General features: G+C 44.0%; 10 protein-coding genes. 7 read left to right on the forward strand and 3 right to left on the reverse strand.

Translation table 11 applies throughout. From position 1 onward, the window contains the following. Positions 1–52: 52 nt before the first annotated feature. Positions 53–3,637 (reverse strand): autotransporter assembly complex protein TamA, encoded by a 3,585-nt coding sequence (locus tag ACT3S4_RS04115; protein ID WP_444760510.1) that lies wholly within the window; start codon positions 3,635–3,637, stop codon positions 53–55. A 464-nt stretch (positions 3,638–4,101) separates the two neighbouring features. On the opposite strand from ACT3S4_RS04115, the gene ACT3S4_RS04120 reads away from it, so the two are divergent. The 7 genes from ACT3S4_RS04120 (at position 4,102) to ACT3S4_RS04150 (ending at position 13,729) form a co-directional block, all read left to right on the forward strand. Beyond that, entirely contained in the window at positions 4,102–5,433 is a 1,332-nt protein-coding gene (locus tag ACT3S4_RS04120; RefSeq protein WP_201559860.1) for an MFS transporter, read from the forward strand. 198 nt (positions 5,434–5,631) lie between these two features. Next, entirely contained in the window at positions 5,632–6,270 is a 639-nt protein-coding gene (gene coq7, locus ACT3S4_RS04125; protein WP_201559974.1) for a 2-polyprenyl-3-methyl-6-methoxy-1,4-benzoquinone monooxygenase, read from the forward strand. Positions 6,271–6,549: 279 nt separating this feature from the next. Then, a complete protein-coding gene (locus tag ACT3S4_RS04130) occupies positions 6,550–7,710 on the forward strand; it encodes a tetratricopeptide repeat protein (RefSeq protein WP_201559861.1) in 1,161 nt (386 codons plus the stop codon). 320 nt (positions 7,711–8,030) lie between these two features. Continuing rightward, entirely contained in the window at positions 8,031–10,505 is a 2,475-nt protein-coding gene (locus ACT3S4_RS04135) for an esterase/lipase family protein (protein ID WP_444760511.1), read from the forward strand. A 503-nt stretch (positions 10,506–11,008) separates the two neighbouring features. Beyond that, positions 11,009–12,505 carry a cytochrome ubiquinol oxidase subunit I gene (locus ACT3S4_RS04140; RefSeq protein WP_444760512.1) on the forward strand — a complete coding sequence of 499 codons (1,497 nt, stop codon included), beginning with the start codon at positions 11,009–11,011 and terminating at the stop codon, positions 12,503–12,505. Continuing rightward, the gene (gene cydB / locus ACT3S4_RS04145) at positions 12,505–13,521 is read left to right on the forward strand and encodes a cytochrome d ubiquinol oxidase subunit II (protein ID WP_087814612.1); all 1,017 of its coding nucleotides are present in this window, start codon (positions 12,505–12,507) and stop codon (positions 13,519–13,521) included. Before ACT3S4_RS04140 ends, cydB begins: the two co-directional genes overlap by 1 nt. A gap of 91 nt (positions 13,522–13,612) precedes the next feature. Next, positions 13,613–13,729, forward strand: coding sequence for a DUF2474 domain-containing protein (locus ACT3S4_RS04150; protein ID WP_372815413.1), 117 nt, complete (start codon positions 13,613–13,615; stop codon positions 13,727–13,729). 119 nt (positions 13,730–13,848) lie between these two features. Here the strand turns inward: ACT3S4_RS04150 and murU are convergent, their stop codons facing one another. Beyond that, the gene (gene murU / locus ACT3S4_RS04155; RefSeq protein ID WP_444760513.1) at positions 13,849–14,592 is read right to left on the reverse strand and encodes an N-acetylmuramate alpha-1-phosphate uridylyltransferase MurU; all 744 of its coding nucleotides are present in this window, start codon (positions 14,590–14,592) and stop codon (positions 13,849–13,851) included. A gap of 133 nt (positions 14,593–14,725) precedes the next feature. Next, complete coding sequence (locus tag ACT3S4_RS04160; RefSeq protein WP_444760514.1) at positions 14,726–15,838, reverse strand: aminoglycoside phosphotransferase family protein; 1,113 nt, start codon at positions 15,836–15,838, stop codon at positions 14,726–14,728. Positions 15,839–16,434 lie beyond the last annotated feature (596 nt).

The raw sequence follows: 16,434 nt of genomic DNA on the forward strand, positions 1-16,434 counted from the left end.
GACTTAAGAATGTTCAATACGCGCTAAATGATGTCACTACTGGATTGAATGGCTATAAAGGCGAGCCAATAAAGAAGTGCAGTCTAACGGGTATGCTTTCTTCTGTCACGCCAGCAGCCACATCAACTCTTACCACACCGACTGGCGATGCCCAGCGGATACCAACACCGACGCCGACCTTTGTCTCAGTATCGAAGTTTTTGTCGTAAGCATTACCCACATCAGTGAAGAATGCCCCGCGGAATCCTGGTTTAAATTCATAGTTATACTCTGCACTACCAACCGCAAGCACTTGCCCACCAGTCAAATAGCCCTTGTCGAGCGGTGACAAGCTCTCATAGTCATAACCACGAATACTTTGATCGCCACCCGCAAAGAAGCGTAATTTATAAGGCACATCATAAAAATCATCTGCCCAGATGTAGCCTGTATTCAGACTGCCCAGCACTTGATGCTTTTGCTCATCGCCAAAACTATAAATGCCGCTGACACCCGCGCGAATGATTGCCATATTAGTGTCGCTAAGGGCTTTATCAGCCCCTGCTTCAAGCGAGTAATACTGACGCATACCGCGAGTCGGATTGGTCACACTGTCTACATCGGTTTTGTTCATACCATAACCAAATAGCAGCGCTTGCTGCTTAGGCTTAGAGGAAGTAAAGCGAATAGGTAGATCGTCCAACTCTGTCTCATCAACTCCAGTCTCTAGCTCATCTAAACGGTAATTCACAGAGTAGCTGCGATTCCAGCCACTGTCACGGCGAATATTACGCGCCAATGCCGCTTTTAGCGTCGTAGTAGATAAGTCGAAGTTGCCTTCACCTTGGTCGATGACCTCTTCTTCATAGGTAAGACGCGCATCTAATTTATCGTTAAGTGGATGTTTCCAAGGTCGACTGGCATAAACAGCGACGTTTTTAGTAATTCTGGAAACTTCGGTCTCTGCACCAGCTTGATAGCCTTTACGATTGAGCAAATTATAATCTATTTTTGCCGTCGCTCGCACGCCCGTATCTGTGCCGTAACCAAGACCTACTTGGGCATCGCGCGGCTTACTTGAAGAGACAAAAACATACAACGGTACTTTTTTACTTTCTGCCACTTGTTGCGGGGTTTTTCGACCAGCCAGCGTTGGTGGTACAAAGTTTTCATCAGTGATTAAGCTTTCTTCATCAGGGAATATTTTTTGCGCAATATTACTGATGCCGTCGCTTATTTTACCCAAAAGATTGTCCGCCTCTTGGTCTTTTTCATCCAATACACGGTCATTTGGTAAGCGGCTCAAACGCTCTGCTTTTTGTTTGATAGCTTGTAGTTTATCAAGTGTTGCTGCATCAGCTTCAAAATCGATCGCCGCAATGTCGGCGGGATTGACTGTTTCACCGCTATTGGCAGTCGTATTACCCTCACTCTCTGCGTTATTTTCATTACCGTCATCAGCGTTATTGTCTTGATTAACACGGCTACTATTAGAAGCAGCTGAGCTTTCAGCACCATTATTGCCCGCAATGTCTAAGGCGCCATCACTATTAATATCGTCGTCGAGTGTGCCGCTATTATTGGTAGGCGTGTTATCAAAAGCCAAAGTACTGGCTTCACTGCGTTCATCTGGCGGCAATATCGACTCAACGTTGACCGTATTAAAATAACGAGTCGCTGATAAGTCATTGCTAAACTCGGTCACCGCTGGACGATAAAAAGGATCGCCGGACTTAAAGTCGAACAACTGTTGTAATAGTGACAACTCAACAGGTAGCTTGTCAGGATCTTGGGTTAAGGTGTTGGTTTCTTCATCGTATGTAAAAAACACAACGTCATCAAACTCATAACGATCACCAGTGTTGTAGACCAGCGACACATCCGCTGTATTATCTGGCAAGATAATATCAACGGATTTGTTGAGCCAATATTGATCAAAATAGCCATAAGTATTACTCAGCGACTCAAGGGCCGCCTTGCTATCTTTATAAACACGGTGATTGAAGATATCACCGACTTGTGGCGGCAAGTCTTTTTCAAGTGCTATATATTCTGGTTGTTCACCGCCTTCACCGCGAATCTCAACAATACGGCTATCCACACGTACCGGCTCGCCCAGCTCTTCAATAATGACATCGATCGTATCAGCATTGCGCTGACGTAGGCGTAACGTAATATCATAGTAACCCACTGCTTGGGCTGCCTCTAATGCTGTTTGGCGTAGGCGTGGCAAGGCGGCCGTAAAGTCGGTAACTGACTGAACCGTCGTATCATCAAGGGCAGCCTTGATGTTTTTCATGGGCTGAACGTCATTATCCGCTTTGGTGAGCTTTGGCTTACCATTGACAGTACCTTCAGCGGTCGCCTGCCGTAGATAAATTGTGGTATCTACATGTGGTAATGCCATCACACCTGCATTGAATAAACGGTTATAAAGGCGTTTCACGATATTGCCTTTATTACGCGCCATTGGCTTGGGCTTACTGGCTTGTTCGATACTCTGGTTTATTCCCTGAGAGTCCGCTTGATAGTCTGGCAAGTAGTCATCAGGATTGATGATATCTGACGTTGTACCATCTTCATTGGTCTCATCACTGGCATTGGCAACAATCTCATTATCGAAAGTACCGGTTCCATCCACGCGTCCACTACTGACAGAGTCGCTAACATCGATCGGACGCGACATAACTTCAGCCGTCTGTGCACTTTCAGCAGCGCTCTCATTCCTACCTAATGTCTCAAGATTGTTAGGAGCTGGCAGATTGGTCGCATCCAAATCCACATCTAAACCAATAGGCGGGGTTGCATCATCTAATGTAGCAATTGGCGCATCAAAATCGCGATCGTTATTAACGTTGGTACTATTAACGTCAGTACTGCTATTAACGTCAGTACTGCTATTAACGTCCGTACTATTATTGATGTCATCAATATCTTTGGCATTCTGCATGTCCATCGCAGCCAGCTCACGATCAATCTCCTCAGGCGTCATCATCTGATAACCCTGCTGCTGTATGGCTGCGGCTTGTTGCAACAAGTCATCACTGGCGCTATCGGAAAGATCGAGCTGAGCATCATTTGCGCCAGCCATATTATCCATGGCATTTGCCTGAGCATTAGCCATACCCTGAGGCTGAGCAGCTGGTTTTTTAGCGCTTTTATCTTGCGCATCAGACTTCTTAATGCCTAGGCTTTGTTCGCTGTACTCATCCAATACTGACTGATCGATAATGCCCTGCTCTACTGCCTTTTTTAGGCGCAATGCATCCAAAGCGATATCGAGCTGAGTATCATCATCTGACAGTGTGGTCGATTGAGTGTTTGTTGATTGAGTACTGGTTGGTTGAATATTTGATTGATCGACAGCTATTTGATTGCTCGTAGGTTGTTTAGGAGAACTGATATTATTTGTGGTATCAGCCAATGCAGCAGGTGCCAGACCGAAACCCACCAGGCTGGTCGCTAGCGCAGTGAAAAGTGCTGAACGCGTAAAATGAATGCGCGGCGTATTGCCATGAGTTGCCATAGCTGCTGTACGACGTGTTTTTTGAAAACGGTCACTCTGAAAATCTTGAATTTCAATATCCTCTTGAACATTATCTGTATCACACTGCATCATCGATACATTGCGCGCGAGCGTTGAAGGCTGGTGTTTCATGTGTATTTCCTATCACCTCACGCGGCACAATATTATGAACGATAACAATCGCCTAGTCTTACCGGTGAATAAACTTATAGCAGTTGGCTGAATTATGGTTTACTGTCTTGCTTTGGATAATGACCATTTATAACGCAAACCTTGGTGTCAGATTAGCACCATGTTTTTATCAAAAAATAGACATGCATAAGTGGTAGCAAGCCTTTGCCATTACTCACACCTCGCGACGCAACCATGCAAAATTTACAAATCATAACTTAGATAATTATGAAATCATAGCGTCGAGCGCATGTATTTTTACCAAAGCCTTGCTATTATACGGCTTAATATTGATAAAACCTATGCTATATTTCGATAAGTTTTTGATACTGTTAATAATTATATCGATAATTACTTTCACTTTAAAAGCGGTATTCAGCGCTTTTCTTTGATCTAGCAACCGCGACCCGTCTGTAGGAATGTTCATGGCCAATCAGTTTCAATTATTTAAGCACCGCCGTTTTAGCGCCATGTTTTTTACCCAGTTTTTGGGCGCGTTTAATGACAATATTTTTAAGCAAGCGCTCATACTGGTTTTGACTTACACCGCTGCGAGTCAGTTGGGCATGGAAGTCAGTATTTTGAATAACTTGGCCGCGATGTTGTTTATTTTGCCTTATTTTTTGTTTTCTGCGCTGGCAGGACAAATCGCGGATAAATTCGAAAAATCAAAACTCACACGATTGATTAAGCTGCTTGAGTTCGTAATTATGGTGATTGCGGCAGTAGGGTTCGTGTTTGAATGGTATGCATTGTTATTTGTTGCGTTGTTTCTCATGGGTACTCAATCTACTTTTTTCGGGCCTATTAAATACGCCTACTTACCACAAGCGATGAAAGAAGATGAATTGGTTGGTGCTAATGGTTTGTTTCAAATGGGAACATCGTTAGCGATCTTGCTCGGTATGATTATCGCGGGTGTTTTAACTCAGATAGCGCAGCCGCTCTATTGGATAAGTGTGACCGTATTGGTCATCGCCGTATTGGGTTATTTTGTCGCACGATTGATACCCCACATGCCAGCGATGCAGCCAAACCTAAAAATCAACTGGAACATTGTGACCACTAGTGTGGCGACGGTGCGCTACTTATATTCATTGCCTTTTTTGTTCTTTGTCATCCTTGGTAATAGCTGGTTTTGGTTTTATGGCGCGACGTTTTTGACCCAAACGCCAGAATTCAGCAAGGTCATCTTACATGGTGATGAATCAGTGGTTATTTTCCTATTAACCTTGTTTTCTGTTGGTGTGTCGATTGGCTCATTATTATGCAAATCACTAACCAAAAACCAAGTCAGCTTACGTCTTTTGCCCTTTGGTATCGCCGGCTTAAGTATTTTTGCGATTGACTTATACTTTTCGCTGTCAGGATTGAATATTAACGTTACTAGTGAGGCGTTACTTGGTATTAGCGATTTATTTGGGATGAGTGGCAGCTGGCGCGTGTTTGCTGATTTATTCTTTTTGGGCTTTAGCGGCGGTTTATACATCGTACCGTTGTATGCCTCTATGCAAGCCTATGCACCCAAGAGCCACCGCGCGCGCGTCGTTGGTGCCAACAATATCTTTAACGCGATATTTATGGTCACCTCAGCGATTTTCTCTATCGTGATCTTGAACGCTTTGGGATTCAATTTACCTCAGTTATTTTTGGTGACAGGACTCATAAACATTGCCTTCGGTGCCTTTTTATACAGTAAACTCAATAAACATATTAAAAATGCGGTCATCCAAACGCATGATGAAGTGGCTCCATAAGTAAGATTGACATGCTGCTATAGCAATCGGTGTGTTATCAAATGGATAATATTGGTGCTGATAATTTAGATTGTTTGCTATAGTAATGTCTATGCGTTAATCACTATCATTATTTTAGAAAAACAGACAATGTTTTTAGAAGAACAGATAAGTTTAATTTTTTGATCGTATTTAAGCCATCAGGAGTGAATCATGGCCCTGCGTCCCTTATCCAAAGTCGACCAATTATTACTTGGGGTCGATAAGGCATTACGAGCTGTCGTACCACATTCAAACCCTAGCACTCGTCCACTACCAGTCAGCAGTGACGAGATTCCTGAGCTCACTATCACCGAGGCGCGACATGTCGCAGGATTGATGCGTATCAATCATACTGGTGAAGTATGCGCGCAAGGTCTGTATCATGGTCAAGCATTTGCCGCCAAAGACAGTGGCGTCAAGCAAGCCATGCAGCAATCAGCCGAAGAAGAGGTCGATCATTTGGTCTGGTGCGAGACGCGATTAAACGAGCTTGGCAGTCATGCCAGTGTCTTTACGCCATTATGGTATGGCATGTCTTTCGGTCTTGGCGCAGTCGCGGGTGCCATCTCTAATGAATTTAGTTTGGGATTCGTCGCAGAGACAGAAGCTCAAGTCAGCGAACATTTACAAGACCATATCACCCAATTACCAGAGCACGATAAACGCTCAAAAGAGATACTGGCACAAATGGATATTGAAGAGTTGCATCATCGTGAGCTAGCATTAGCAAATGGCGGCGCAGCGTTATCACCACCTGTACGTCATACTATGCGCTGGATGGCCAATCGCATGAAAGCCACGGCATATCACTTGTAATTGCCATCTTTGATAGCAGATTTTGAGCGATAGGTTGTGATGGTAAGTTCGTTGTGAGGGTAATTACAGTGCGCTTTATTATTGATATTGCTTTCATTTACCCTGCTGTCGCTGGCATGACGTACACGCTATCGCGTTACTATTAACAATCCTACTACTGATAGCGCTCAGTTGAATTTGTTAGGGTATTAAAAATTTGTATGATTTTGCCGCAAAGACATGAGCTAATAACCATTCAATTGCTAAATAACAACTAAATAAATTAAGGTAACGATTTTTATGAAAGCCATCAACCAATCGACTCTCTCTGCCCGTTCGTCTAGCAAGTCGCCTAAACTGGCAACTCTGACAGCACTGGCAACAGCTTGTGCCATGCTATTATCAGCGCCTGTCAATGCGGCTGAAACCAATGCGGCAACAGATGCTGCAAAGACCGATACTACTGCCACATCGGTGCCTAGTGCCATGGATTCTAGCAAACGTGTGATTCGCCTTGCTCGACCGACTGCGGCTAGTACAGCACAAGAGGGTACTTTACCGACTGCGGCGGTGACAGCCAATACTCAACCAACTGACCTTCAAAGCACTAGCGTTCCACAAAGTGCTCCTTTACCAAATAATGCTCAGCCGTATCGTGCGCCAATGAGTACATTGCAACCACAAGATGTTGTACCAGCACCAAAAATACCTGAGTTCACTGGCACCACTCGAGTTTATGAGCCTGGTCCTTTGACCGCTACTGGTGTCGACCTGCGTAGTGGTCAGCTTGCCAATATACCAACGCCGCAAGTGCAATTGTCAGACGTAAGCTTTGTACCGACCGTGTTGATTCCTCAGCAAAACGGTAATAACAACGATCAGCTAGATGTGAGCTTGCTTGATGATTTCATCGAAGACGTCTCACCTAATGCCCGTCATTACCCACCAAACTTCCCTAACCGCTCACAGCGCCATTATACGCGTGAAAAAATCAAAGTATTGGCTGAATGGATACAGCCTTATGCTGAATCACCAAATGCCTCTTATGATGTACTGATTCGTGCTGCTAAACTTAATGGCATGGGACGTAACTTAGATTTGGGGTCAGACTATACGATACGTGGTGGAAAATATGTTGACCGTGCCATTAAACTGCAACCTGATAGCGGCGAAGCCAACTTCTTATATGGCATGATGTTGTCAGAAGGCGGCGGCTTCAAAGAAGGTCAAAAATACCTAGACCGCGCAGTGTCTCTTGGCTATACCGAAGCAGAGCAAAGCTTGGCACAGTCAGACTTGTTAAGTGATCGCCGCGATAACGCACTAGAGCGCTTACGTCGTCTTGAACAGAAAAACCCTAACAATGACATCATTCGTCAGCAAATCAAACTTATTGAAGAGGGTAAATTCTACATTTGGGATATACCTGCGCCTGACATCAATGTTAAGCCTAGTGCTTAACATTGATTAGGTGTTTAAATGTCATTAAGTAAGTTCACCAAATACTATGATTGCTCCATAAGCTAGATTGACTCGACTAAGCCCCTGACTTTATATGGAAATTACTTCAATATAGAGTCAGGGGCTTTTTTATGTCTAGCAAAACTCCATTGAACCCAACTTGCTGTCTACCTTAATTAAATGCGTGTTCGATTCGATTATCCAAGTTTAAACCGTATTTTTGAAATTTAAATAAAATAGTTTAATGCGAAAAGTTACGCTACACTTCTTCTTATAAATTACTGACTCAATCATGCTTTTACGACTAACTGGACTCACCTATGACTTTCGCTAGCCCTATCAAAAATATGGTGACGCATGCTAAGAAAACCCCATTTTCGATCACATCAGTCGCCTTGATAGCCGCGGTAGCATTACTACCTGCGTGCAGTACGGTATCAGTGAATAAGCAAGCGTCAGCGAAGACGATTACTGCGCAGCGCGGTAATATCGTCACCACCAAAAAACTCAGCAGTGACACGGCATCAGCGCTCTTATCGGCAGGGCTCAATGAGCAAGCCTGTATGCAGCAGTTTGATTTATGCCTCACTCAGCTTACTGACAGTATTTTGAATGAACACTACCGTCCTGCTTTGGCAGTTTTTGCAGAGTTACACTACGCAAAAGCGCGACAGCTTTCTGCCTCTCAAGACTGCCGCAATGCGCTGGCTCGCCCGCCACTTGATCCTTATTATGCCAACGCACCTTTAGAAGATACAGAAGCTAAAGTCCAGCAAGAAAACACCAATCGCTGTCTAACAGGTTATCAAGAGCGGCTATTCGATGCTATCAAATCCAGTTATACCTATTTATTTTATGACAGTTTGACGCATGATTTTGAGGGCGCAGATCAAGATAAAAGTCCCTCTCAGGCACAGAACCGTATTCCAAATGACACCGATATTCAAACCCAAGACATCTATAATGCCGCCAGTAATGATGTGATAACCCAGCTTTATAGATCAACCAACGGCTCAAATAAATTGATGGGCGGCACCAAAGTAGATTATTTGCCCACATCCGCTAGTAATCTTAATGACAGTAGCCAAGCCGCGATTGCCAATTATTCACCGCTCAAAGGTAAACCTACTGATCAAGTCAACGTCATGAAAATACAAATTGATGATTATGATCTTGGTGTTTATTTGCCTAATGAAAATAACTATTTGCAAAATGCACATAAGCAGACCTCTGCACTAGCAGACTTGGTTTCCACTTACGAATTACGCCTCTCTGGGCTTAACTCAATTAGCAAACGTCCAGGCTTAGGTATCAGCTTGGTGGCCTCACTAGATGACCGTTATACCACCACGATTCGCCAATTATTAGTGTCATCATTGTCAGGTCGATTGGCCAATGAGAAAGATGGAGACACAGATGAGAGCAAGCCAAGTTCGCGTATCTACCCTACTGGACATTTGCTATTAACAGGATTGATTGAACCAAGCGGCGATAGCGTATTGGATGTACTAAGCAGTCGCAAGCTCGATATTCATTTATACAACCCATACCAAAGCGAAAGCGTCAATATCCTTAATAGTGACTATCCACTGGCGGCTAACTTTTCTGCAGGTTATGGCTTGTGGCTGTCAGAGAACCAACTGGATGGCGTCGGTTATCTCAATTTAATCACTCGCCAGCCAGAGGCCAGACTGCCCAAATCATTCATGCTTGAGCCTTATGATCCCAATAAGCGCGTCCTGATTATGCTGCATGGTTTGGCTTCTAGCCCTGCCACTTGGGTCAATTTAACCAACGATATTCTCAACGACGATAAGTTGCGTGATAACTATCAAGTGTGGCAGATATTCTATCCAACCAATTTGCCCATTTTAGAAAACCGTTATCAAATACAACAGTTAATCAACAGCACCTACCAGCAAACTGATCCTAAAGGACAAAATCGTGCCAGCAAAAACAGCGTGATTATCAGTCATAGTATGGGTGCCATTATCGCCCGCATGATGCTATCTGATGAAAACTTGGTCGATGACCTAGATCGATTAGACGATCAAAATGTGCTGTCTGATAGTGAAAAACGTAAGATTCGTGACGCACTTAAAGCATCATTTGGCGAAGATCAGCTAAAAGAACGCTTTGAGCTAAAAGCCTTACCACAAGTAGATACGGCTGTCTTTTTATCAGCGCCTTTTCGCGGAACTGACTATGCAGATCGCTGGTTCACTCGGGCACTGCGCCGTATTGTCTATTTGCCAGTCGGTTTGGTAAAAACTGTCACGGACAATTTAGCAACTATTGCCACGCAGGGCGATTTGGCACAAAATCCTTTGGGTGCATTATATTTACAAAATGGCGCAAGTCAACTGAGCGACAAATCCTCTTTTATACAGCTGACGAAAGACATCACCATCAATGATCGTGTGACCTATCACTCTATCATTGCCAATAATGATGCCGACATTACCAAAGGACTGGCGCAAATGCAGCCAGCTGGTGCAAAGGTTGATTTGTCACAAGCAGTAGAAGAAGACATTGAAAATGAAACAGTCGGTACCAGTAGCCCTTCTGATAGCTCAAAGCTCTCTGCCCAACCACTGGTTGCAGCCGTCACTGTCAATGAAGATATCAGCCAGGCACTAACTGAACGTTTATCAGATGGTATTGTTCCTTATACCAGCGCTCATCTCGATGGCGCAGCTTCTGAGACGATTATCAGCGGTGGTCATAGCATTCAAACTAACCCGCAAACTATTTTGACATTACGCCAGATTTTACATAAACAATTGCAGGAATAATGATTGCTTATGTCATATAGCACTGCACTGGTCTTTGCACTTTAAAATTAAGAGTAAAGCAGATGGCTTTGCAACTTTGTACTCTGTTGGATATTTGTGCCTATACTAGGACAAAAATAAAACATTACTGTTATTAAGGTAAACTTGATAACACCTTGTTTTCCCAAGCGATTAGTCTGATATATCTGGGTTTATCTCAGCAGTTTTTAATGACTATCAGGTATGCGACCAATCTGTTGCGCAGCTTGCGTGTGTATCGAGGGAAGCGCATAATATATTGACAGCACCTGACAGTAATGTATTAATTTATAGGGATATAAATTACTTAATTCAGCTAAACAGTCGTTAGCTTAGCCGCACTCTATCCCTAAGATTGCTCGCTAATCAACACTGAGCCATTGCCCGTACTACTTTTTACCTTAATCTATAGACGATTGCGGGCAGTTACTTGAGCGTTTTATGGAAGCCAGCGCTATTCAGCTAACAGATAAGGGTAACCGTTTATGTTCGCTACGTTTATGATTGACCAGCTCGATGCGCTGATGCTCGCGCGTATCCAATTCGCTTTTGTTATCTCGTTTCATATTGTTTTTCCCGCCTTTTCTATCGGACTTGCCAGCTGGTTAACGGTGCTTGAATTCCGTTGGCTCAAAACAGGCGAGCCTATCTATGCTGAAGTCTACAAGCATTGGGTCAAAATATTTGCCGTGGTATTCGGTATGGGCGTGGTATCCGGTGTAGTAATGTCCTACCAGTTCGGTACTAACTGGGCGGTCTTTTCTGACAAAGCCGGTAACGTGTTGGGCCCACTACTCGCCTACGAAGTATTGACCGCGTTTTTCTTAGAAGCGTCCTTTTTAGGTATTATGCTATTTGGTTGGGGGCGCGTGAGCAAACGTATGCATTTCGCTTCCACTGCCATTGTCGCCATTGGTACACTGATTTCAGGCTTTTGGATTTTAGCCGCCAACAGCTTTATGCAGACGCCGCAAGGCTTTATGATGGGCGCAGATGGTCTTTTATATCCTACCAACTGGCTTGAGATCATTTTTAGCCCTTCATTCCCTTACCGCTATGCTCACATGATGACAGCGGCATTCTTGACGACTGCCTTTGTCATTGGCGGGGTTGGTGCTTATTATATTCAATCCAAAAAACACACCGAACACCGTCAACATGGTCGTGTCATGCTAGGTATGGCCATGATTATGGCGATATTCGTCGCACCCGCTCAAGTATTGATTGGCGATGAGCATGGTCTAAATACTTTAGAGCATCAGCCAGCCAAAGTCGCAGCGATGGAAGGTATTTGGGAGGATGAGCGCGGTGCAGCGTTACGCCTATTTGCTATTCCTGACCAAGAAAACCAGACCAATAAATATGAGATAAGCATTCCCTATGTTTCAGGCTTGATTCTTACCCATTCGTTAGATGGCGAAGTAAAAGGTCTAAAAAACTGGGCACCTGAAGACCAACCACCGGTCATGATTGTATTCTGGGCATTTCGCATCATGGTTGGTATTGGCATGTTAATGGTGCTGGTCGGCTTATTTAGTCTCTATAAATACTTTAAAAAGCAGCAGTATAATCCCGAAAGTGTCTGGTTCCACCGTGCTTGGATGATGATGACGCCACTTGGCTTTATCGCATTACTGGCGGGCTGGTTTGTGACCGAGACAGGACGTCAACCGTGGACTGTATATGGTGTGATACGAACCGCAGAAAGTATGTCACCGCTTGCAGCACAGCAAGTGGCAACTACGTTGATTGGTTTTATTGTCCTCTATATATTTGTCTTCGGTGCAGGCAGTTTTTATATTCTACGCTTGATCGCTCAGGGGCCAAAACCGTACGAAGATCCTGCCAATGATAATTTCTATGAGCACTCAGTGACCGAAAGCCAAGGTCGTGCGCTCAGTGGCGATAGCAATCCTGCTAAGAGTACTGAAGAAGATATAGATACTCCTGCAAACGACGTCGATGATGGAGGGTTACGCTAATGTTTAACTACGGTGATGTATTAGACTTACCTTTAATTTGGGGCGGACTGATCGCTCTATCCGTCTTTATCTATGTATTGCTTGATGGCTTTGATTTGGGCTGTGGCATTTTGTTTCCCTTTGCTGGCTCAGATAAAAACCGTAGCCGCATTATGAACTCTATTGCCCCGTTTTGGGATGGTAACGAGACTTGGCTAGTATTGGGCGGTGGCGGCTTGTTCGCTGCTTTCCCAGTGGCTTATGGCATCATTATGACGGGGCTTTATCTGCCTGTTACTTTTATGCTATTCGGTCTAATAATGCGCGGTGTGGCATTTGAATTTCGCTTCAAAGCATCGTCACGTCGTCACGTATGGGACACTTTCTTTTTTGTTGGTTCAGTCGTTGCTACATTCTCTCAAGGTATTATGCTTGGGGCGCTTGTACAAGGTCTTGAGGCAAGCAACCGTCTCTATACTGGTGGGCCATTTGACTGGCTCACACCTTTCTCGATTGTCTGCGGCTTTGCCATGATTATCGGTTACGCCTTGCTTGGCTCTACATGGCTCATTATCAAAACTGAGCATACCTTACAAGTCTGGGCACGCAAAGTGTCTGGCTGGATGCTGTCTGCTTTGGTAGTGGCAATGATCGTCGTCACAGCGTTTATGTATTTTTCAGACATTAATGCTCTCGAAGGCTGGTTTGGTTTCCCAGGTCTATTATATCTAGCACCTATGCCAATTATAGTTTTACTATTATTTTTCTTGATGCGTAAAGACTTAGGTGGCGAGCGCGAATATCGTCCTTTCTTGTTGACTGTGGCACTGTTTTTGATGGGCTATATCGGGGTTTGTTTTGCCATGTTCCCATACATCGTACCGTATCAGATGACGATTTATGAGGCAGCCGCAGCTGACACCTCACTATCCTTTATGTTAGTTGGTGCCGTCATAATGCTACCAATTATCCTGAGTTATACCGCTTTTGCCTATTACACCTTTAAGGGTAAAACTGGACATGAGCATATGTACTAAGGGTAAACAAAGGATATAAAAATGTGGCGACTGCAAATATTAGCAGTGGCTACACTTTTTAAAGCGCATTAACACGTAGTAGGAGGCGAGCATGAAGAAGCTCAGTAAGAAACAGTCACAATGGGCATGGTTCATTGGGCTATATATAGCAGGGTTTGCAGTTATTTTTACGATTGCTCAATTGATCAAGTTGGCTATGGGCATCTAGCAATCATTTGCAGCCCACTTAGCCATGGCTATATCACATAAAAAAGCAGCGCCGATTCATCGACGCTGCTTTTTTATGTGATTACTTATATAAGATTAATAAGAATTAGGCATCTTAATCTAAGCGCCTTTATGGTGATCAACACCGTTGCTTTTGATAAATTCATTTACCTGCGCCAAGCGTTCAGGCGTGCCCACATCTATCCAATTATCAGAAATGATTTCAGCCGTGATTTGGAACTTTATCATCGCTTGCTTGAGCAATGGTGCCAACGCCGCTGGCTGACCTGATACCAGCCCATCGACCAATCGTGGTGACATCACACTAATGCCAGCAAAGGTGTCTTTGTCTGCATCACCAATCGGCTGCTCGCTGGCTAAACCATTATTGATGGCAAAATCACCGCCGTTATTATGCTCTGGATTGTCAATCAATAACAGATGTGCGCGCTGATCAGCGCCAAGCTTATAATCTCGCAACTGCGCAAAATCATAGGTCGTCCATACATCTGAGTTCACTAAGATAAATGGCTCGTCGCGCAGCTTGCCAGTTTGTAACGCTTGAAAAATACCGCCTGCGGTCTCTAGAGGCTCATCATCCTCTACTGACCAATGTAATTTAACACCGTATTGACTGCCATCACCCAGTGTATCCATCAGCTTATCAGCCAGCCATGACGCATTAATGGTGATATCAGTGATACCAGCTGCTTGTAGCGCTTTAATGTGCCAGACGATAAGCGGTTGCCCACCCACCTCCACCAGAGGTTTGGGTGTATCCAGTGTTAACGGACGCAGACGCGTGCCCTTACCAGCAGCCAAAATCATTGCTTGGGTAATCATTGCTCGGTCAATCTCAGACATGTGCGCTCCTTTTTTTATTTTATTGGATTATACATTCAGATTAAAATTTGCTAATGTTTTAACGTAACTTATCAAATGAGCATTACTTATCAGATGAGCATTCGCGTCAAATGAAGCTCGCAAGTGATTCACCCTAAATATATTGCTGTACAAACTTACTTTGATAAGCTGGCAGTATATTATCCCTAAGACTCTCATTAAACGGCGCTACTGCTCGTTGCATATGCGGTCTACCGTGCGCCTCTAACCATTCTAACTCGAACATTAAATCACGCATCACCTTAGGAATATCCGCCAAATAGCGGTCTTTGCCATCTCGCTCAGACAAGCGAATAAAAATTCCCAACACTTTTAAATGTCGCTGTACACCCATGACATTCATATCGTTTTCGAGCTGATCTATGCTATCTACCGTAGTCAAGCTCGTCTGCTTTTGCAACTGCCAAAAATCATTAATCCATGCAGAGACTTGACTCTCTGGCCATTCTACATAAGCATCTCGCAGCAATGACACCAAATCATAGGTATAAGAGCCGATGACGGCGTCTTGAAAGTCAATCACGCCTAAGCGCGAGCGATCCGCTTGGTCCTGCATCAAATTGCGACTGTGATAATCACGATGGACGATGACTTGTGGTTGCTGCAAAATCTCTTTTATTAAGGCTTCTTTTAAAGTATTCCATAATGCTTTATCAAGCTCGACACCGATATAAGGTATAAACCAATCGCTGAATAAATCCATCTCACGATCTAATAACTCGGTATCATAATCTGGCAGTTGATGTTGCGACTTGGCTGTTTCAACTGGCACGGTCTGTAGCGCGACCAACGTCTGCATTGCCAACTGATAATGCTCATCTATCTGCGCAGGCGTCGCATCAACGAGCAGATGGGCGAACTCTACCGCACCAAAATCCTGTAACACCAAAAATCCTTTCGTCACGTCTTGCGCGATGAGCGTCGGCACATTGATCGCCGGTGCCATCAGCTTAGTCACATTGATAAACTGGCGCATGGCGTCTTGTTCGTCCGCTGAATCCATGACAATATAATGTGCGACTGTCGTGTCATTACTGTCTGACAGCTGGATTCTATGGTATTGGCGAGCACTTGCGTCACCGGGTAGACTATCGAGTTGGAACGTTTGACCAGCAAATACTTGCTGCAACCAGCTCTCTAATTGTTGTAGACGGCTATTGAGTTTGGTATCGATCATATTAGGCTCTAAAAGTATTTTATCAGTCATAATGGGCATCGCAGGTTAAATATAAGTCATAAACAATTAAAGTAGTGATAAGTCAGGCAAAACCTTGTTAAAATAGCAACGTCTTGAGCCAAAAAAACTGCGATAGCAGGCGTATTGGGATATCATTCGACATCTAGCGCTGAGCATAACCTCAGCAACCATTCAAAAAACAGCTTGGCTATATTATAAATTTTGGTAAATAGTGTAGCTGATTTGGTTTTTTTTGACTATGATTAGTCGTCATTATATGTAAAACAGCCAAATTCTTAAGATAGCATTATCAATCAGTGATTTTTTAGTCGTTTATTAACCGCCATACATGATTAATAATATGGTTACTAAATTCAGTATCGCAATTCAATAGGCTCTGCAATCATAGGTGTGCCCTTGTTATATTCTCCGCTTTACCAAAGCATCCGTTTGATCTTATTTGGTGCCTTAGGCTTGTCCAGCCTAACCGTTAGTGCTGCGCCCAGCAATGCTAACACACAGCAAACTGAGTCGCTAATCACTGACAGTAGCACCCGCTATATCTCTGATGTTACACCTGATGCCAATCGCAGTAGCGTCCAAAAAGACAGCGACTATAATGATAT

Source organism: Psychrobacter sp. AOP30-A2-5 (assembly GCF_052378115.1).
Classification (GTDB): Bacteria; Pseudomonadota; Gammaproteobacteria; order Pseudomonadales; family Moraxellaceae; genus Psychrobacter.

Coding starts and splice junctions, on each gene's coding strand:
- ACT3S4_RS04115 (WP_444760510.1), bottom strand. CDS start 3,637: ATGAAACACCAGCCTTCAACGCTCGCGCGCAATGTATCGATGATGCAG.
- ACT3S4_RS04120 (WP_201559860.1), top strand. CDS start 4,102: ATGGCCAATCAGTTTCAATTATTTAAGCACCGCCGTTTTAGCGCCATG.
- ACT3S4_RS04130 (WP_201559861.1), top strand. CDS start 6,550: ATGAAAGCCATCAACCAATCGACTCTCTCTGCCCGTTCGTCTAGCAAG.
- ACT3S4_RS04135 (WP_444760511.1), top strand. CDS start 8,031: ATGACTTTCGCTAGCCCTATCAAAAATATGGTGACGCATGCTAAGAAA.
- ACT3S4_RS04140 (WP_444760512.1), top strand. CDS start 11,009: ATGTTCGCTACGTTTATGATTGACCAGCTCGATGCGCTGATGCTCGCG.
- cydB (WP_087814612.1), top strand. CDS start 12,505: ATGTTTAACTACGGTGATGTATTAGACTTACCTTTAATTTGGGGCGGA.
- ACT3S4_RS04150 (WP_372815413.1), top strand. CDS start 13,613: ATGAAGAAGCTCAGTAAGAAACAGTCACAATGGGCATGGTTCATTGGG.
- murU (WP_444760513.1), bottom strand. CDS start 14,592: ATGTCTGAGATTGACCGAGCAATGATTACCCAAGCAATGATTTTGGCT.
- ACT3S4_RS04160 (WP_444760514.1), bottom strand. CDS start 15,838: ATGACTGATAAAATACTTTTAGAGCCTAATATGATCGATACCAAACTC.